We start from the raw sequence: 17,586 nt of genomic DNA, 5'->3' as shown, positions 1-17,586 counted from the left end.
ATGACCAGCCGCCTGACCGCCAACCCGGACAGAACCGGGCAATACCTCCGCCCGAAACCACTCGCGGCAGCCTAAAACGGTATCGAACACCCTCTCAGAGCACGCCTGTAGCCCCGGTTGCCGGAGACGGCGCTGCACCTCCCGCTCGGGGCTCTCGCGAGCGCGCTCGGATGCATGTACGCCGTCCAGGCCCAGCACTGACCGGCCAGCCGACCGGGCCGCGGACCGCGCCGATCAGAGGCGCGGCCCGACGGGCAGAGCGGCAAGGAGAGCGGCGAGGCCGGAGAGGGCGGCGAGCAGGACGAACAGCTGCGGGTACCCGCCGAGCGGGCCCGCCAGCGCGGCCGCGGCCCAGGGCGCGAGGGCGCCGGCGATGGTGGCGGGGGCGGCGAGCAGTCCGCTGAGCCTGCCGTAGGCGGCGCTGCCCCAGCGGTCGGTGACGGCGGTGGCCTGCAGCAGCGTCAGGTTCCCCCGGACGGCCCCGGCCAGGACGGCGATCGCCACCAGCAGGGGCAGCGGACCGGGTACCGCGGCCAGCAGAGCGGTGGTCAGCCCGCCCGCCGCGACGAGCGCCACGGTGCGTTCACGTACGGTGGTGCGGCGGGCGAAGGACGCGAACAGCGTGCGGCCGATGGTCTGCCCGAGCCCGCCGAGCCCCAGCGCCCAGGCCGCCGCCGCGGGAGTGGCGTCGCGTGCGGCCAGCAGCGGCATCAGCGAGAACACCACCGCGTACATGGCGAAGCCCGACAGGGTGAAAGCCACCGCCAGCAGCAGGAACGCGGGCGTTCGGGCAGTCGCGCGCGGGTCGGCCACCGGGATCGGGACGGCCGACGGCGCCCGGTAGGCCTCGGGCCAGGGCGCGCGCAGGGCGAGCGCGTGGGCGGGCACGGTCACGACGGCGAGCAGCAGGGCCAGGACGAGGTAGGTGGCACGCCAGCCGAGGTGCTGGGACAGCGCCTGCGTCAGCGGCGCGAACACCGTCGAGGCCAGCCCGCCGGCCAGGGTCAGCGTGGTCAGCGCCCGTACGTGGTCGGGCTGGTGCCACCGGGTCAGCGCGGCGAACGCCGGCTGGTAGAAGGTGGCCGCCATCGCCGCCCCGGCCAGGAACCAGCCCGCGAAGAACACGGGCAGGCTCGGCGCCGACGCAACGACCACCAGGCCGAGCGCGCCGAGAACGGAACCGCCGGTCATGACCGTACAGGGACCCCGGCGGTCCAGGGCCCGGCCGACGGGGATGCCCACGAGCGCGGAGACGAGCAGGGCCACCGAGAAGGCGGCCGTGGTCGCCGCAGTGGACCAGCCGGTGCTCGCGGTGATCGCGGGGACCAGGACCGGGAAGGCGTAGTAGAGGATGCCCCAGCCGGTGATCTGGGTCAGGCACAGCGCCGGCAGCGCGGCGCGGGGCCGCGACGGGGCCGGGGTCCCGGTCGCGGCCCCGTCGAGGCGGGTGGTGGGCACCGGGGTCAGCAGCCGCCGGTCGCGGGCCGGGCTGGCGCGCCGAGGCCGATGGTCAACACCTCGGGCGCGGCCGGGACGGAGCAGCAGCCGCCGCCGGCCTGCTCGTCCTCGGGCTGGTCGAAGAGGCCGGCACCGCCGCACACCCCGGTCTCGGGGAGGGTGAGCTCGACGCGCGCCGCGGCCTCGTGGTCCCCGGCGAGCGCGGCGGCGATCGAGCGGACCTGCTCGTAGCCGGTCATCGCGAGGAACGTCGGAGCGCGGCCGTAGGACTTCATGCCCACGAGGTACACGTCGCTCTCGGGGTGAGCGAGTTCGGCGGCGCCGTGCGGGTAGACGGTGCCGCAGGAGTGCTGATTGGGGTCGATCAGCGGGGCGAGGGCGGTCGGCGCCTGGAGACGCTCGTCGAGGCCCAGGCGCACCTCGGACAGGAACGACAGGTCAGGGCGCAGGCCGGTCAGCACCACCACCTCGTCGACCGGCTCGCTGCGGCGTCCGTCCTCGGCGACCAGCACCAGCCGCTCGCCCTGCGCCTCGACGGCTGCGGTGCGGAAGCCCGTGAGCGCGGAGGCATACCCGTCGTCGACGGCCTTCTTGGCCCGCAGGCCGAGCGCACCACGAGCGGGCAGCTCGTCGGCCTCCCCGCCGCCGTAGGTCGAGCCGGTGATGCCGCGCCGCAGCACCCACACGGCATGCGTACCGGCCTCCTCCTGCGCCAGGTCGGCCAGGTAGGCGAGGGCGGTGAACGCGGAGGCGCCGGTGCCGACGACCGCGGTGCGCTTGCCCGCGTACCGGGCGCGTACGGCGGGGTCGCCCAGGTCGGGGATGCGGTAGGAGATACGGCCGTTGGCCGCGCGCTCGCCGAGGGCGGGCAGGCCGTTCGCGCCCAGCGGGTTCGGGGTGGCCCAGGTGCCGGAGGCGTCCACCACCGCCCGGGCCAGGACGCGCTCCTCGCTGCCGTCGGCGTGCTCGACGTGGACGGTGAAGGGCTGCTCCTCGCGGCCGGAGTCGACGATGCGGTCCCGCCCGGCGCGCGCCACCCCGGTCACCCGGGAGTCGTAGCGGACACGCTCGCCGAGGACGTCGGCGAGGGGCTGGAGGTACAGTTCCGCCCAGTCGCCGCCTGACGGGTAGGCGGCGCCGTCGGGGCGGATCCAGCCCGTGGGGGCGAGGAGCTTCTCGGCGGCCGGGTCGACGACCTCGGCCCACGGGGAGAACAGCCGCACATGGGCCCACTCGCGCACCGCCGTCGCGGCCGAGGGCCCGGCTTCCAGGACGAGGGGCTCGATGCCCTGCTCGATCAGGTGCGCGGCGGCGGCCAGGCCGATCGGGCCGGCTCCGACCACGACGACGGGCGGCTGGTTGGCGGCGGGCGCGTTCACGGCGACTCCTTCTGGTTCGACATCCGTCGATGGCTTGCGCACCCAGCATGGCACCTGCTTCGATGATCGTCAACATAGACATTTGTCGAAACGATGAGGTGGATGATGGAGACCTTCGATGTCGCGGTCATCGGCGGCGGACAGTCCGGACTGGCCGCGGCACACGCGCTGCGCGCCCGCGGGGTGACTCCCGTGGTCCTGGAGGCCTCGGGGCGGGCGGCGGGATCGTGGCCCCACTACTACGACAGCCTCGCGCTCTTCTCCCCCGCCCGGCACAGCAGCCTGCCGGGCATGCCGTTCGGGGGCGATCCCGACCGCTATCCGCACCGGGACGAGGTCGTCGACTACCTGCAGCGGTACGCCGCCCGGCTGGACGCGGACATCCGCACGGGCACACGGGTGATGGAGGTTCGCCCCGGCGCAGGCGGCTACGAGGTCGTACTGGAGGGCGGAGGCCGGCTGGCCGCGAAGGCCGTCGTGGCGGCCAGCGGATCCTTCGGGAACCCCTACCGACCACCGCTCCCGGGGCTTGAGAACTTCGGCGGCGAGGTGCTGCACGCCGCCGAGTACCGCGCGCCCGAGCCGTTCGCCGACCGGCACGTGGTCGTGGTCGGTGCCGGGAACTCCGCCGTGCAGATCGCGACGGAACTCTCCTCCCAATCCCGGGTCACGCTGGCCACCCGGGCTCCGGTGAAGTTCGCCCGCCAGCGCCTGCTCGGCCGGGATCTGCACGCCTGGCTCGCCGTCAGCGGTCTGGACGCGGCACCCCTGGGCAGGCTCCTGCCCCGCCCGCCCGGCCAGCCGGTCCTGGACGGCGGCCGCTACCGGGCCGCCCTCGCCGCCGGAAGCCCTGCCCGCAAGGCGCTGTTCACGGCGGCTGACGGCACCAAGGTCACCTGGTCGGACGGACTGATCGAGGAGGTGGATGCGATCGTCCTGGCCACCGGGTACCGGCCTGACCTGCCCTACCTCGCCCCGTTGGGCACCCTGCACGCGGCCGGTCGGCCTCTGCACCGCGGCGGGCTCTCGACGGTCCGGCCGCGCCTCGCCTATCTGGGGCTGGAGTGGCAGCGCAGCCTGTCCTCGAACTCCCTCCGCGGGGTCGGACGCGACGCCGCCCATGTCGCCCACCGCCTCACCTCCACGCTCGCGAACCGCTGACTCCCGCCAATGATTCGATGTGTGTCAACATAGACATATGTCGAATGTGAAGGTGCTGCCGCTGCTGGAGCCCGACGCCACCCCGTGCTGCCCGCCGCTGACCGAGCGCCCGCTGACCGCCGAGGAGGCGGTGCGGACGGCGGCGATGTTCAAGGCGCTCGGCGACCCCGTGCGCCTGCGGCTGTTCTCCGCCGTGGCCTCGCACGAGGGCCAGGAGGCGTGCGTGTGCGACATCTCCGATGTCGGGGTCTCCCAGCCCACGGTCTCGCACCACCTGAAGAAGCTGCGCGAGGCCGGGCTGCTGACCAGCGAGCGGCGCGGCACCTGGGTGTACTACCGCGTCGCGCCCGACGTCCTCGCGGCGATGGCCGCCCTGCTCCGCACGCCCGCCTGACGGCAGCTCGGGCTTCCGCCGCCACAGGGCCAGGGGCACACCGGCCAGGATCACGAGCGGGCGCAGTACAGGTCGGCGGTCTTCCGGCCAAGGCGTCGGAGGTCGCAGGAGCTGGTACCAGTGGACCCGTGGCACCGCGATGGGGTAGGCAGGCGTCTATGTATCGAGGTCCGTCGTGTGCAGCAGGGTGCTGATCTGCTGGACGGCGGTGCGGGCGGTGCGGCCCACGCCGATGAGGGTGGCGGAGGCGGGGCCGGTCCAGTCGCCGTAGCCGAGCAGGTGGATGCGCGGGTCCTCGACCGACCGGGTTCCCTCGGTGGGGATGCGCCCATGGGACGGCCGCAGGCCGAGCGGCCGTAGCGAGGCGAGGTCCGGCCGGAATCCCGTGCACCAGACGACCGTGTCGCAGTCCCAGGCAGTCCCGTCGGCCCACGTGGCGCCGCTCTCGGTGAGGCGCTCGAACATCGGGTGGGCGACGAGGAGGCCCGCGTCGCGGGCGGCGCGCACGGGCGGGGTGGCGACGATGTCGCCGAGCGAGCCGACGCCGCCGTGGGCCGGACCGTCGGCGGCGGCGTGGACGCGTCGGGTGGCGAGGTCGAACAGGGCCCGCCCGTCGATCTCGTCGGGCAGGAAGCGGGGCGTTCGCCTGGTGGCCCAGCGGACCTCGGCGACGGCCGTGAGGTCGGCGGCGATCTGGGCGCCGGAGTTGCCGCCGCCGACGACCAGCACACGCTGTCCGGCGAACTCGGCCGGGCCGCGATAGCCGTAGGTGTGCAACTGGCGTCCGCCGAACACCCCACGGCCGGGCACCGCCGGCACGAACGGGCGTTCCCAGGAGCCGGTGGCGAAGACGACGGCCTGGGAGCGCCAGGTGCCGGAGTCGGTTCGCGCGCTCAGACCGCCGGGGCCGCGTTCGACGCCCGACACCCACACCGAGCGGTGGACGGGCAGTTCGTAGCGCTTCTCGTACTCGGTGAGGTACGCGACGACGTGCGCGGCGTCCGGGTACTCCTGCCCGGCCTGGCCCGGCATCGGGCGCCCAGGCAGGGAAGAGTAGGCGGCGGGCGAGAAGAGCCGCAGGCTCTCCCAGTAGTGCTGCCACGCCCCACCCGGGGCGGGCGCCGCGTCCAGGATCGCGAAGTCGAGCCCGGCGCGCCGCAGGTAGTAGCCGGCGGCGAGCCCGGCCTGACCGCCGCCGACCACGAGGACTTGGACACTCCGCGCGGGGCCGGTCACCGGCCCGCCCCGGCGAACGGCGGGCAGCAGGTGCGGTGTGCGGCCAGGGTGGCCGTGTGCGCCGAGCAGTGCAGCGTGCGGGCCTGGGCAGTGACCGCGACCGTGCGGTTGATCGCCTTGGGGCGCGTCAGCGTGACGGGCCTGATCTCGCTGTGGGCGGGATAGGCGCCCGCGCCGCACTGTCGGCAGATGCTGACAGTGGGCGCGGGCGTACTCGCTTGCGTGCGGTCGAGGCAGTTCACCGCTGCGCCTCCACCGCCGGGGTGACCGTGGCGGTGAACTTGCGGCGCCAGGCCAGGGAGACGTACACGAGGCCGATGAGGACGGGGACCTCGATGAGGGGGCCGACGACTCCGGACAGGGCCTGGCCGGAGGTGACGCCGAAGGTGGCGATGGCGACGGCGATGGCGAGTTCGAAGTTGTTGCCGGCGGCGGTGAAGGCGAGGGTGGCGGTGCGGTCGTAGGCGAGGCCGATGGCCTTGCCGAGGGCGAAGGTGCCGAACCACATCACGGCGAAGTAGACCAGCAGTGGCAGGGCGATGCGGGCGACGTCACCGGGCTGGTTCGTGATGGTCTTCCCCTGGAGGGCGAAGAGGATCACGATCGTGAAGAGCAGGCCGTAGAGCGCCCACGGGCCGATCTTCGGCAGGAATGCGGACTCGTACTTCTCGCGGCCCATCTTCTGCTCGCCGAAGCGCCGGGTCAGGAATCCGGCCAGCAGCGGGATGCCGAGGAAGATCAGCACGTTGACGACGATCTTGCCGACGGAGAAGTGCAGGTCGTCCTGGGCAAGGCCCAGCCAGCCCGGCAGGATGTCGAGGTAGAACCAGCCGAGCAGGCCGAACGCGATGACCTGGAAGACGGAGTTGAGGGCGACCAGGACGGCGGCGGCCTCGCGGTCGCCGCAGGCGAGGTCGTTCCAGATGATGACCATGGCGATGCAGCGGGCCAGGCCCACGATGATCAGGCCGGTGCGGTACTCGGGCAGGTCGGGCAGGAAGATCCAGGCCAGCGCGAACATCAGTGCCGGGCCGAGTACCCAGTTGATGACCAGGCTGGAGGCCATCAGCTTCTTGTCGCCGGTGACGGTGTGCAGCCGGTCGTAGCGGACCTTGGCGAGCACCGGGTACATCATGATCAGCAGGCCGACGGCGATCGGCAGCGAGACGCCCCCGATCTCCACCTTCGCGAGGACGTCGTTCAGGCCGGGGATCAGCCGGCCCAGGCCGATGCCCAGGCCCATCGCGATGAGGATCCACACCGCGAGGAATCGGTCCAGGAAGGAGAGCTTGCCGACCAGTCCGGCCTCAGGGGAGTCCGGAGGGGCGTCGGTCTTGGTGGCGGTCACGGGCAGGACCTTTTCGTGTCGGCGCACGCGGTGGCGCGGGCGGTGGAGGCGAGGTCGCCGAGGAAGCCGGTGAGGCCGTCCAGGGCGTCGGGGCGGAGCTTGTAGTAGGTGAAGCGGCCGCAGGGCTCGGTGTCGACCAGTCCGGCCTCGCGCAGGATCTTGAGGTGGTTGGACAGGTTGGTCTGCCGGGCACCGGTCTCCTCGACCAAGTGGCTCGTGCAGAGGGCCTCGCGGGCGAGCAGCTTGAGGATCCGCATCCTCAGCGGGTCGGCGACGGCCTTGAGCACGTCCACCGCATCTTTTGCATCACTGTCGACTGACATCACCATGTGGTGATACGTTAGCCGACGTCGGCGGAAGAGCCAAGCCCGCCGCCGCAGAACAGCACTGCAACCGGCCTGTGCCGCTGATGCCGCAGGCCGCGTCCGAGAGCCGGCCGAGCCGATCGGACGCGCAGTGCGGCAACCCCGTCCTGAGGAAGAGCGAGATGACCACCTCCCCTGCCGCGTCCGTCCTGTTCGTCTGCGTCCACAACGCCGGCCGCTCGCAGATGGCCGCGGGCTTCCTGCGCCACCTCGCCGGCGACCGCGTCGAGGTCCGCTCCGCCGGCTCGATCCCGGGCGACCGGATCAACCCCTCGGCCGTGGCCGCGATGGCCGAGCTCGGCATCGACATCTCCGACCAGAAGCCGAAGGTGCTCACCACCGAGGCCGTACAGGCGTCCGACTACGTGATCACCATGGGCTGCGGCGACGCCTGCCCGTACTTCCCCGGCAAGAAGTACCTCGATTGGAAGCTGGAGGACCCCGCCGGCCAGGGCGTCGAGGCCGTGCGCCCCATCCGCGACGAGATCAAGGGCCTCATCGAGGACCTCATCGCCGAGATCGACGCCAAGCAGCAGACGGAGAGCTGATCACCCACATGAGCACGAACCAGGACACCGCCGCCGAGGTGCGGGAGGTCGTCATCATCGGCTCCGGCCCCGCCGGCTACACCGCCGCCCTCTACACTGCCCGTGCCCAGCTCAAGCCGCTGCTGTTCGGCAGCTCGATCTTCGTCGGCGGCTCCCTCACCACCACGACCGAGGTCGAGAACTTCCCCGGCTTTCCCAACGGCATCGACGGCCCGGACCTGATGACCAACATGCGGGCCCAGGCCGAACGGTTCGGCGCCGAGATGGTCGACGACGACATCCTGTCGGTCGACCTCACCGGCGACATCAAGCTCCTCACCGACTCCGCCGGCACCGCGCACCGCGCGAAGGCGGTGATCGTGGCCACCGGCTCCGGCTACCGCAAGCTCGGCATCGACCGCGAGGACGAACTCTCCGGCCGCGGCGTGTCCTGGTGCGCGACGTGCGACGGCTTCTTCTTCCGCGAGAAGGACGTCATCGTGGTCGGCGGCGGCGACACCGCCCTTGAGGAGGCCACCTTCCTCACCCGTTTCGCGAAGTCGGTCACCGTCGTCCACCGCCGGGACTCGCTGCGCGCCTCGAAGGCCATGCAGAACCGCGCGTTCGCCGACCCGAAGATCACCTTCGCCTGGAACAGTGAGGTCACCGCCATCCACGGCGAGAAGCTGGTCTCCGGTGTCACGCTGCGCGACACCGCCACCGGCGAGGAGCGCGAACTCGCCGCGTCCGGCCTGTTCATCGCGATCGGCCACGACCCGCGCACCGAACTCTTCACCGGGCAGCTGGAGCTGGACACCGAGGGCTACCTCAAGGTCGCCTCGCCCTCCACCCGCACCAACCTGCCGGGGGTCTTCGGCGCAGGCGACGTCGTCGACCACACCTACCGCCAGGCCATCACCGCCGCCGGCTCCGGCTGCTCGGCGGCCCTGGACGCCGAACGCTATCTGGCCGCCCTCGCTGACGCGGCGATCGGCGACCTCGACGACCTCGACGAGGAACAGGGCGAACTGGAGCCCGTCGCGTGACACCGCGGCCCGTCCCCGGGCCGCCCGTGATCCCGAACCCGTGACACGTGAGGAGACTGTTGTGGCCGGTGCCACCGTCAACGTGACCGACGAGACCTTCGCCGCCGAGGTCCTGGGCAGTGAGAAGCCCGTCCTCGTGGACTTCTGGGCCGCATGGTGCGGCCCGTGCCGTCAGATCGCCCCCGTCCTGGAGCAGATCGCATCCGAGCACGGCGACAAGATCACCATCGCCAAGATCGACGCCGACGCGAACCCGGACACGACCGTCAAGTACGGCGTGCTGGCCCTGCCCACGATGCACGTCTTCAAGGGCGGCGAGATCGTGCAGACGATCAGCGGCGCCGAAGCCGAAGGCCGCACTCCTGCGCGACCTCGCCGCGTACCTGTAGCCCGCCCGGCGACGCAGCCCCGACTCCTCACCGGCAACGGCCCGGTCCGCGCCCGACCCGCGGACCGGGTCGTCCCGCCACTTGTCCACGGCTCGGTGCGCGGGTGCGCTCGGAGCAGGAAGGCCAAACTTCATGACGCCCGTCCAGGCGCCCGGTTCCGAGCTGCGCGAGGTGATCGTCATCGGCTCCGGGCCGGCGGCCTACACCGCTGCCCTCTACACCGCCCGTGCCCAGCTCCACCCGCTGGTCTTCGAGGGCACCATCACGGCCGGCGGGGGCCTGATGACGGCTGCTCACGTCGAGGACTTCCCCGGCTTTCCCGTCGGCGTGCCGGGCCCGGAACTCTCCGACGACCTGCGGGCGCAGGCGTACCGCTTCGGCGCCGAACTCGTCAGCGACGACATTCTCGCCACCGACCTGGCCGGCACCGTCAAGACCGTCACGGACACGCGGGGAACCGTTCACCGGGCCCGGACCGTGATCGTCGCCACCGGCTCACGGCCGCGTCGTCTCGGGGTACCCGGCGAGGACGAACTGTCCGGCCGGGGCACCTACCTCAGCGCACTCTGCGACGGCCACGCCGTCCGCAACCGTGACGCCGTCGTGGTCGGTGGAGGCGATGGGGCAATGCACGAGGCGCTCCTGCTCGCCCGTGTCGCCCGAAGGGTGACCGTCGTCCACCACCGTCGGCGACTGCGGGCCTCCCGGACCGCCCAGGCCGCAGCATTGGCCCACCCGGCCATCACCTTCGTGTGGGACAGCGAAATCACCGCGCTACACGGCAGCGACGCTCTGACCGGAGTACGGCTGCGCGACATCGAGACCGGAACGGAGCGGGACTTGGCTACTTCCGCACTGTTCACGGCGATCGGCCAGGAGCCTCGCACCGAGGTGTTCGCCGGTCAGCTCGACCGTGACACCGACGGATACCTCAAGGTGTCCGCCCCCTCGACCCGGACCAGCCTCCCGGGGGTGTTCGCCGCCGGGGACGTGGCCGATCCCAGCTACCGACAGGCGGTCACAGCGGCGGCCAGCGGCTGCGCGGCTGCCCTCGACACCGAACGCCACCTCGCCACCCTTCGGGACGCGAACGACCACTGACCCGACCGGCGCTGCGGCAGACGATGGGATCTACCGGCCGCTTGGGCTCTGCAGCTCGGCGCACGGCCACGCTCTGTTGTTTCTGCGTGGGATAAGCCGATCAGGCGGAGGAGGGCGCTCGCTCCCACCCGGCCGTCGACACGGCTCGCCTCGCAGAGATGCCCAGGTCACCGGCCCGGTGAGCCGCCCCGATTCCGGGGTTAACGCGAGGCGACGACCTGTGCCGGGGCATCGGCCGGCACCAGGCGCGGAACGAGCCGTACGTAGGTGACCATGCCGAGGACCTCGACCAGGGTCTGGGTGACCACGACGACCGCGGCGACGGCCAGCTCGCCGGGCAGCGCCAGGGCCAGTGGCAGCACGACGAGGGAGTTGCGGGTCGCGCCGGTGAACACGATCGCCCGCCCGGCACCCGCGTCGAGGCGGAACAGCCCGGCCACCGCCTTCCCGGCGAAGGCCATCACGACGAGGAAGAGCACGTAGAACGGGACGACCGCGGCGACATCGCCCAGGCTGCCGCCGAGCTTGGGTACCTGCGACGCCACCACGGTCAGCAGGGTGGCGGCCATCAGCGGGACCATCGTGGTGGTCGCCGCGTCCGAGACTCTCTGCCCGGCCGGGCGGCGGGCGGCCCAGGCCTGCAGCAGCCAGGCGAGGGCGAGCGGAACGGCGATCAGGAACACGAGCGCTTCGAGGAACGGGCCGACCTCGACGACGTCGGCGAGCTCCGATCCCATGAGCAGGTAGAGGAATCCCGGGAGCAGCAGCATCTGCAGGACCAGGAGGACCGGGGTGGCGGCGAGCAGTCGGCGGTTGGAGCCGCCGGCCAGGCCGGAGAAGACGATGACGTAGTCGATGCACGGGCACAGCAGCACCAGCAGGACGCCGACGCGGACCGCCTGGTCGGCGGGCAGGAAGGTGAACATCGCGGCGACGACCAGCGGCACCACCACGAAGTTCACCACCACCGCGGCGCCCAGGAACCGGCCGTCGCGCAGCGAGCGGACCAGCTCGGCGGCCGGGACCTGGAGGAAGGTGACGAACAGCAACGCGCCGAGCACCGGGTTGATCGCGTGTTCCAGGCCCGGTCCGAGGCCGGGAGCCGCCCAGCCGAGCAGCGCGCCGATGGCCATCGCCACCAGGTAGATCACGACCTGGTGGTGATCCATCCGCTCGACCAGGCCCTGTGGGCTCTGCTGCGACACCTGTGCTGCTCCTTCGTGCTGTTCCGGCCGGTGGTGGCCGTGCGGCCCATCCTCACAGGTCGGCGCGCACGGCCCGGCCGTCGGCCCTGGTCAGCGAGTGGGTATGCCGGCGCTCGGTGGCGGGCCGAGGGTCGGCATGCCGAGGTCCGCCGGCGCCGGGCTGGTCCGGCAGGATGCGGCTCGGCGCCGTTTGCGCAGCACCAGGACGCCGAGCGCAGCGGCCACGGCGATCACCGCCAGGACGGGCATCCATAGCGCGCCGATCGCGGAGGTGACGCCGAGGACGGCCAGGACCGGACCCGCGCAGCACACCGCGCAGGCCGCTGTCACGGCCGCGCCTGCGCCGAGCGTGGCCCGGAGCCGGGGCGGCCGGGGAGTGGAGGAGGTCACGGGGTTGCTCCGAAGAGGTCGGCCAGCATCCCGGCGGCGGACTCGGGCGCCCGCACGTCCAGTTGGAGAGCGGTCGGGGTCAGGTGCAGGGTGAAGTCGAGGAACGCGCAGCATCCCTGTTCCGCCGCGGCGAGGGCCGCGACCTCGCCGGCGAGTTCGGTGTCGGCGGGGAAGGAGAGGCACAGGCCGTCGGCGATCCCCCCGCGCCGCTCGGCGCGGCCGGCCAGCCGTCGCCACTGCTCGGTGCGCTCGCCCAGCTCGGCGCCGCCCAGCGTGCAGGCCACCGGGGCGTCCCGCCATGGCTCGCCTTCCCGGTCCGGGCGGGTCGGCGACAGCGTCACCGGTACGGGTCCGGCCGCCGGTGTGCCGGTGGTCGTGCAGCCGCAGTCCGGACCGCACGCCCCGGCGGGCGTCGGGCCCGCCAGCTCGGCGTGGACACCGGCCAAGTAGGTCGAGAATGCGCGCAGCTCGGCGATCCGGCTGTCGGTCGCCGTGATCCGCTGGGCGACCAGCGGCAGCATCCTCGCCCGGACCGAGGCGCACACCCCCTCCTCCCGGAGGTCCAGCAGCTCACGGATCTCCTCCAGGGCCAGGCCCAGCAGCTTGGCCGAGGAGATGAAGGCCAGGCGCTCCACCGCGTCCTCGCCGTACACCCGGTACCCGGACGGCGTGCGGTCGGCGGACAGCAGCCCGGCATCCTCGTAGAAGCGCAGCGTCGTGGCCGGCACGCCGGAACGCTCGGCCAACTGCGAAATGCGGTAGGTCGTCACACCGCCGACGGTAGACCTTCGACCCGACTCGAAGGTCAAGCACCGGTCCGCGCCCAAGGCGCGGCCCCACCCCGGTCTCGTGGCGGCGTCAGTCGTGCCGGGCGAGCTTGACCGCGGACACCAGCAGGATCACCGCCAGCACCGGGACCAGCACCAGGTCCGGGAACACCCCGAGCAGCAGCCCGCCCACCACCGCGCCGGTGATCGAGCCCGCGATCATGACCAGCGTGAAGCGGCGGTTGGCGCCCAGCACCGCGAAGCTTCCGTCACGGCTGTACCGGGCGAAGGCCACGAGCATCGTCGGCAGCGACACCAGCAGGGAGAGGCTGCCCGCCGTCCTGATGTCGACCGCGAACAGCAGCACGATCGTCGGGATCAGCAACTCGCCCCCGGCGACGCCCATGACGGCCGCGACCACGCCGATGCCGAAGCCCGCCAGTACCCCGATCGGCACCTGGGCCCACAGCGGGAGCGCCAGCGTTCCCAGAGTGGCGGTGTGCGTGGCGAGCAGGGCGGCAGCCATGAGCACCATCAGGGCGGCCAGCACCTTGTAGAGGGTGGAGCTGCGCATCCGTACGGCCCAGGTCGCTCCGGCCCAGGCACCGAGCAGGCTTCCGGCGAGCAGGTTGACCGCGGCGGGCCAGTGGGCGGCCACGTCGGAGGCGGAGACCGCCGCGAGGCGGGCGGGCAGGGCGACGAGGACGACGACCAGGCTCATCGCCTTGTTCAGGATGACCGCGGAGAGCGCGGCGAACCCGAACAGACCGATCAGCAGCGGCAGACGGAACTCCGCGCCGCCGAGTCCGATCATCCCGCCGAGCACCCCGATCGCCGCGCCCGCCCCGAACACCAGGGCTGCGCGATGCTTCGATCGTATGGGAGCCAGGCCCTTCTCCATGGTCATGGCAGGCATCCTCGTGGGTCCCGGCCCCTGCGCGCTACGGCTGAATCCCGGTCGTCGGCCAGGTCTGCGGGCGTCACCCGTCGCGGGCTGAACGCATCGGAAAGCGACAGGATTTCCTGAATTCAGAGTTACCTGTATCGTCATCGACGTGCTGACCCTTGCCTCCGAGGTCGAGGTGCTGGCGCGGTTCGGCCGTGCGCTTGCCGACCCGATCCGCTGCCGCATCCTGCTCGCCCTGCGCGCCGCCCCCGTCTACCCCTCCGAACTGGCCGAATCCCTCGGCGTCTCCCGGACCCGGCTGTCCAACCACCTGGCGTGTCTCCGTGACTGCGGCCTCGTCGTCACCGTGCCGGACGGCCGCCGCACCCGTTACGAACTCGCCGACCCCCGTCTCGGCCATGCACTGGACGACCTGCGGACCGCGGTCCTCGCCGTGGAGACGGACCGCAACTGCTGCAACTGAACCGTCGAAGCCAGAGCAAGCGCCCTGGATCGCGAGCCACAACGGACCGCGACAGGCAGGGATCGACAAGCCCGTATGCCCGTGTCCCTTTGTGACTGAGCTTTCTACCTGGCGAGTCGAGCGAGCCCCTGAGCACCAGCGGAGAGGCCGCCACCGTCGGGGCGGTCCTCTCCGCCTTCGCAGCACTCGTGCAGTTGCGATCTTCAGCCAGGAGGCGGCACTGTAGGTCAGCTTCCCGGGCGGTCCCGGCATACTGCGGCAAAGTCGCAGGTGTTGCAGGTGTCGCACCAGTTCTGCTTCCTCGGAAGGTTGTTGTCGCGCAGTGCCTGCCCCGCCTCAGCAACCTTCCCGGAGATCCGGTCGAGAAGGTCTTCGCTGACTTCCTCGCGCTTGCTTCCGCTGTTCTCGTCCAGGTTGAGGACCTCCACGAGGTCGGCGCGCGTGCCGCTCAACTCCTCGTAGCCCACCACGTAGACGTGGAGCTGGTCCAGGGTCACGTCCTCGGCCTGTGCCCGCTCGGACGACTTCAGGTCGACGACGGAGACCTCTCCCGTGTCCAAGCGGCGGATCAGATCGATCCTGCCGCTGATCGTGGTGCCCGGCGCCATGTGCACGTCGATCGGCAGCTCGGAGTGCTCCGTCAGCGTGAGCCGGGCCCCGTTGTCACGCAGGTACCGGCTCACCGCCCGAATAGCTGCCGTCCTCAGTTGCTCCTTGAGCGGAGCCGGCGCGAACGGGGCGTGCAGGTGTCGGTCGACCAGCGCCTCGACCTCGACGGCGGTCACGACATCGCCCTTGACCGCCCGCTTGTGAATCTCTGCCATGACGTCGTGGAGTGACTTGCCGTAGCCGAGTTCCTTCTGCAGCGGCGAGTCGAAGCCGTACAGGAAGCGCAGCTTGAACTGATACGGACACTCGAACAGGTACTTCAGTTCGCTGAAGCTGAGCACGACGTCCGGGGCTGTGAGGCGCGGTGTCGGAGTGAGCCGCCTCGCGCTCTCGTCCTTCTCGGCCCGGACGGGCTCCTTCGTCAATACGTAGGTGTTCCGCGTGACTTCGGCGAAGAACGGGGATGGCCTCTTCTTGTTTCCGATGCCCGGGGAAAAGGTCATGACCAGGTACTTCTGGGCGCGAGTGATAGCCACGTAGAACAGTCGTCGCTCGTCCTCGGGGGTGCCTCGGTACCGGTGGGCGTCCGCAACGGCATCCTGCGGGATCACGTGGAAGACATTGAGGCCCCCGTGCCGCTGTCCAGGGAAGCGGTTGCTGCGCAGGCACGGGACGAACACCGCGGGCCACTCCATTCCCTTGGCCTGGTGGACGGTGGCGATGGTCACGGCATTGGGCCGGGCGTAGCCGGCGTCCGCGTCGCTCTCTTCGTAGTAGTCCGGGGCCTGGTATTCCACCCACTTGGAGAAGGTGGAGAACCGGTTGGGAGGGCTGCTGAGGAAGTGGATCCGCTCGAAGTCGCCGATCGCGGTGCTGAAGCGGCCCAGGTTGTAGAAGACCAGTTCGCCGCGGTCCGGGCCGACATGGGCGGCGACCGCTTCCTCGCGCAGTCCGATCTGCTCAAGGAAGCGCAGGTAGACGCCTTGGATCGTGTAGGTGTCCCAGGGCATGTCCGGGGTCCAGGTACGTGCTTCGTCTAGTGCTGTGAGTCCGCGCTCGATATCGGCTGTGGTGAAGCCGAGTTGGGCGTCCGCCCAAGCGGCCAGCACGTCGTCGCGTTCGACGTCTCCGGCGATGTAGGCGAAACAGGATTTGGCGGCCTTGATCTCTGGGGTCTCGAACAGCCGGCTCAGACCCTTGATGACGTAGGGGATGCCACGTCGGCGCAATTCAGCGACCAGCGGCCCGGCGTCCCCGGACACACTGCGGTACAGCACGGCGTAGTCCGACCAGTCCAGGCCCCGCGGTTCGCCTCCCGGGCGATCCGTGAACGGGGTGCCTCGCAACCGGTCCATCCGGTCGCACATCCAGGCCGCCTCCGCGCCCGGTGTCGCAAAGTCCAGAGCCAGCAGATCCCCCCGCTCGTAGCCCTGGTGCCCTCCTGCCGTCATGCTCTTCGCCAACCGCTTCTCGGCCGGAAGCCGCTCGGCGACGCTGCGCCCGAGATCGACAACAGCCGGGCTGGAGCGGAAATTGTCGTTTAGGGTCACCGTCTCGACGCCGTCGTACCTGTCGGCGAAGGAGAGGATGTTGTTCACGGCGCTGCCGCGCCACTGGTAGATGGTCTGGTCGTCGTCGCCGACGATACACAGGTTCGCGCCGAACTGGGTCAGGCCACGGATCAGTTGCTCCTGGACCGGGTTGGTGTCCTGGTACTCGTCGACGACCACGTAGCGCACCATGTCCCTCACGTGGTTACGGACACTGATCACGGGTTCGTCGCCGGCCGCTGGGGTGCCAGTCGGCGGGAGCAGCAGATCGGCGGCTTGGCGGAGGATCTCGCTGAAGTCGAAGTAGTGGTGCTTCTGCAGTAGGGCGCGGTATTGGCTCAGTCCTGCCCTGACGTCCTCCGGCAGTTGAGCGTGGTCGACTTCGTCCTCACGCAGGATGGCCAGAACCTGCTGGTACATACGGGACTCGGTATAGCGCCTCATCTCGCGCGGATCCTTGCCGTTGACGCGCACCAGGGTCTCGGTCAGGCCGCTGCCGCGGCTGTTGCGGTCGATGAGCACCCGGGCCTGGACGTCGCTGATGACCGTGCACTTGAACGCCTCCGGTGCGTGGGACTGCAGCAGGTCCCGGGCATAGCCGTGCATCGTGCCGACGAACAGCTCTGCCAGGCCGCGGACCTCGCCCAGTTCCTCTCGTACGCGACTGGTGATCCGCTCCTTGAGTTCGCCAGCCGCCTTGTCGGTGAAGGTGAAGGCCACGATGTTCTTCGGTTGGACGCCTGGCTGCCTCAGCAGCTCGACGACCCGGCGGGAGATCACCTCCGTCTTGCCGGAGCCGGCACAGGCGACGATGAGCAGGTTGCGCTGCACGGTGTCGATGGCAGTCTTCTGGGCGGCGGTCAGCCTCACGTCAAGGCTCCCTCACTGATAGTCCATGGGTGACAACTCAGCGCGAGCTGTCACCCATGGACTATCAGCAGCCACTGACAGTAGCAATCTGCTTGACGGGATCTGCCCACTCGACACCGGGGCTGCAGGTTGATGGTCGACGGCAGGGATCCCGTAGGTGGGGGCGTTCTGTGACCGAGCGCCAGCTGAGGAGTGCCTCAACCAGTGGTAGCACCGGGAGTGATCCATTGCAGATCGGAGACCGCACGATCATAGTCCTCTGACCAGGAAGGACGGGCTTGCACTCCACCCGCCAAATCAACCGCTCAGCCGCCACGTAGAACGCTCAGTCACACCCTTCGAAGGGACACGGGCATACGGGGGTGCGGGCGTTAGGTTGGCGGAGAGCCGATATTCCTTCCGTGTCGTATTCCTCGGGTTT

17 protein-coding genes and 1 pseudogene are annotated in these 17,586 nt (G+C 70.9%); 7 read left to right on the top strand and 11 right to left on the bottom strand.

All coding sequences use genetic code 11. The features are described 5' to 3' along the window. Positions 1-234: 234 nt before the first annotated feature. Together ACFVVU_RS31765 and ACFVVU_RS31760 are read right to left on the bottom strand one after the other, a co-directional pair. On the bottom strand, positions 235-1,458 hold the full coding sequence (locus ACFVVU_RS31765; RefSeq protein WP_387793641.1) for an MFS transporter: 1,224 nt from the start codon (positions 1,456-1,458) through the stop codon (positions 235-237). Positions 1,459-1,463: 5 nt separating this feature from the next. Next, positions 1,464-2,837 carry an NAD(P)-binding domain-containing protein gene (locus ACFVVU_RS31760; protein WP_387793640.1) on the bottom strand — a complete coding sequence of 458 codons (1,374 nt, stop codon included), beginning with the start codon at positions 2,835-2,837 and terminating at the stop codon, positions 1,464-1,466. 105 nt (positions 2,838-2,942) lie between these two features. Between ACFVVU_RS31760 and ACFVVU_RS31755 the strand changes: the two genes are divergently transcribed. Continuing rightward, positions 2,943-3,998, top strand: a complete 1,056-nt coding sequence (locus ACFVVU_RS31755; RefSeq protein WP_387793644.1) for a flavin-containing monooxygenase — start codon at positions 2,943-2,945, stop codon at positions 3,996-3,998. Between the two features lie 37 nt (positions 3,999-4,035). Next, on the top strand, positions 4,036-4,392 hold the full coding sequence (locus tag ACFVVU_RS31750; protein WP_387793639.1) for an ArsR/SmtB family transcription factor: 357 nt from the start codon (positions 4,036-4,038) through the stop codon (positions 4,390-4,392). A gap of 156 nt (positions 4,393-4,548) precedes the next feature. Here ACFVVU_RS31750 and ACFVVU_RS31745 read toward each other — a convergent pair whose 3' ends face one another. Genes ACFVVU_RS31745 through ACFVVU_RS31730 form a run of 4 tightly spaced genes read right to left on the bottom strand, consistent with a single transcriptional unit; the run spans position 4,549 to position 7,305 of the window. Then, positions 4,549-5,595 carry an ArsO family NAD(P)H-dependent flavin-containing monooxygenase gene (locus tag ACFVVU_RS31745; protein WP_387793638.1) on the bottom strand — a complete coding sequence of 349 codons (1,047 nt, stop codon included), beginning with the start codon at positions 5,593-5,595 and terminating at the stop codon, positions 4,549-4,551. Between the two features lie 29 nt (positions 5,596-5,624). Next, positions 5,625-5,870, bottom strand: a complete 246-nt coding sequence (locus ACFVVU_RS31740; protein ID WP_387793637.1) for a hypothetical protein — start codon at positions 5,868-5,870, stop codon at positions 5,625-5,627. Next, positions 5,867-6,976, bottom strand: a complete 1,110-nt coding sequence (gene arsB, locus ACFVVU_RS31735) for an ACR3 family arsenite efflux transporter (RefSeq protein WP_387793636.1) — start codon at positions 6,974-6,976, stop codon at positions 5,867-5,869. Before arsB ends, ACFVVU_RS31740 begins: the two co-directional genes overlap by 4 nt. Continuing rightward, positions 6,973-7,305 (bottom strand): ArsR/SmtB family transcription factor, encoded by a 333-nt coding sequence (locus ACFVVU_RS31730; RefSeq protein ID WP_387793635.1) that lies wholly within the window; start codon positions 7,303-7,305, stop codon positions 6,973-6,975. Before ACFVVU_RS31730 ends, arsB begins: the two co-directional genes overlap by 4 nt. Before the next feature lie 158 nt (positions 7,306-7,463). Here ACFVVU_RS31730 and ACFVVU_RS31725 point away from each other — a divergent pair, with 158 nt between their 5' ends. The 4 genes and pseudogenes from ACFVVU_RS31725 to ACFVVU_RS31710 all read left to right on the top strand — a co-directional run bounded on the left by ACFVVU_RS31725 (position 7,464) and on the right by ACFVVU_RS31710 (position 10,404). Then, entirely contained in the window at positions 7,464-7,889 is a 426-nt protein-coding gene (locus tag ACFVVU_RS31725) for an arsenate reductase ArsC (RefSeq protein ID WP_387793634.1), read from the top strand. An 8-nt stretch (positions 7,890-7,897) separates the two neighbouring features. Further along, entirely contained in the window at positions 7,898-8,914 is a 1,017-nt protein-coding gene (gene trxB / locus ACFVVU_RS31720; protein WP_387793633.1) for a thioredoxin-disulfide reductase, read from the top strand. A gap of 61 nt (positions 8,915-8,975) precedes the next feature. Then, positions 8,976-9,303 (top strand): annotated as a pseudogene (gene trxA / locus ACFVVU_RS31715) (thioredoxin). 132 nt (positions 9,304-9,435) lie between these two features. After that, positions 9,436-10,404, top strand: a complete 969-nt coding sequence (locus ACFVVU_RS31710) for an NAD(P)/FAD-dependent oxidoreductase (protein ID WP_387793632.1) — start codon at positions 9,436-9,438, stop codon at positions 10,402-10,404. Positions 10,405-10,604: 200 nt separating this feature from the next. Here the strand turns inward: ACFVVU_RS31710 and ACFVVU_RS31705 are convergent, their stop codons facing one another. From ACFVVU_RS31705 to ACFVVU_RS31690, 4 genes are all read right to left on the bottom strand, one after another. Further along, positions 10,605-11,573, bottom strand: a complete 969-nt coding sequence (locus tag ACFVVU_RS31705; protein ID WP_387793643.1) for a bile acid:sodium symporter — start codon at positions 11,571-11,573, stop codon at positions 10,605-10,607. A gap of 126 nt (positions 11,574-11,699) precedes the next feature. Continuing rightward, the gene (locus tag ACFVVU_RS31700; RefSeq protein ID WP_387793631.1) at positions 11,700-11,999 is read right to left on the bottom strand and encodes a hypothetical protein; all 300 of its coding nucleotides are present in this window, start codon (positions 11,997-11,999) and stop codon (positions 11,700-11,702) included. Continuing rightward, positions 11,996-12,769, bottom strand: a complete 774-nt coding sequence (locus tag ACFVVU_RS31695; RefSeq protein ID WP_387793630.1) for a heavy metal-responsive transcriptional regulator — start codon at positions 12,767-12,769, stop codon at positions 11,996-11,998. Before ACFVVU_RS31695 ends, ACFVVU_RS31700 begins: the two co-directional genes overlap by 4 nt. Positions 12,770-12,857: 88 nt before the next feature. After that, positions 12,858-13,673, bottom strand: coding sequence for a sulfite exporter TauE/SafE family protein (locus ACFVVU_RS31690; protein ID WP_387793629.1), 816 nt, complete (start codon positions 13,671-13,673; stop codon positions 12,858-12,860). A 148-nt stretch (positions 13,674-13,821) separates the two neighbouring features. On the opposite strand from ACFVVU_RS31690, the gene ACFVVU_RS31685 reads away from it, so the two are divergent. Then, on the top strand, positions 13,822-14,136 hold the full coding sequence (locus ACFVVU_RS31685) for an ArsR/SmtB family transcription factor (RefSeq protein WP_387793628.1): 315 nt from the start codon (positions 13,822-13,824) through the stop codon (positions 14,134-14,136). Positions 14,137-14,363: 227 nt separating this feature from the next. On the opposite strand, the gene ACFVVU_RS31680 is transcribed toward ACFVVU_RS31685, so the two are convergent. Then, on the bottom strand, positions 14,364-17,165 hold the full coding sequence (locus ACFVVU_RS31680; protein ID WP_387793627.1) for an ATP-dependent helicase: 2,802 nt from the start codon (positions 17,163-17,165) through the stop codon (positions 14,364-14,366). Positions 17,166-17,586: the final 421 nt, after the last annotated feature.

The sequence above is a fragment of the Kitasatospora sp. NPDC057965 genome (genome assembly GCF_042887135.1).
Lineage (GTDB): Bacteria > Actinomycetota > Actinomycetes > Streptomycetales > Streptomycetaceae > Kitasatospora.
The sequence above is the reverse complement of the archived record's forward strand: the minus strand, read 5'-3'. Positions and strand labels throughout refer to the sequence as shown.

Excerpts from the sequence above, each read along its gene's own strand:
- ACFVVU_RS31755 (WP_387793644.1), top strand. The coding sequence starts at position 2,943 with ATGGAGACCTTCGATGTCGCGGTCATCGGCGGCGGACAGTCCGGACTG.
- ACFVVU_RS31750 (WP_387793639.1), top strand. The coding sequence starts at position 4,036 with ATGTCGAATGTGAAGGTGCTGCCGCTGCTGGAGCCCGACGCCACCCCG.
- ACFVVU_RS31730 (WP_387793635.1), bottom strand. The coding sequence starts at position 7,305 with ATGGTGATGTCAGTCGACAGTGATGCAAAAGATGCGGTGGACGTGCTC.
- ACFVVU_RS31725 (WP_387793634.1), top strand. The coding sequence starts at position 7,464 with ATGACCACCTCCCCTGCCGCGTCCGTCCTGTTCGTCTGCGTCCACAAC.
- trxB (WP_387793633.1), top strand. The coding sequence starts at position 7,898 with ATGAGCACGAACCAGGACACCGCCGCCGAGGTGCGGGAGGTCGTCATC.
- ACFVVU_RS31710 (WP_387793632.1), top strand. The coding sequence starts at position 9,436 with ATGACGCCCGTCCAGGCGCCCGGTTCCGAGCTGCGCGAGGTGATCGTC.
- ACFVVU_RS31705 (WP_387793643.1), bottom strand. The coding sequence starts at position 11,573 with ATGGATCACCACCAGGTCGTGATCTACCTGGTGGCGATGGCCATCGGC.
- ACFVVU_RS31690 (WP_387793629.1), bottom strand. The coding sequence starts at position 13,673 with ATGACCATGGAGAAGGGCCTGGCTCCCATACGATCGAAGCATCGCGCA.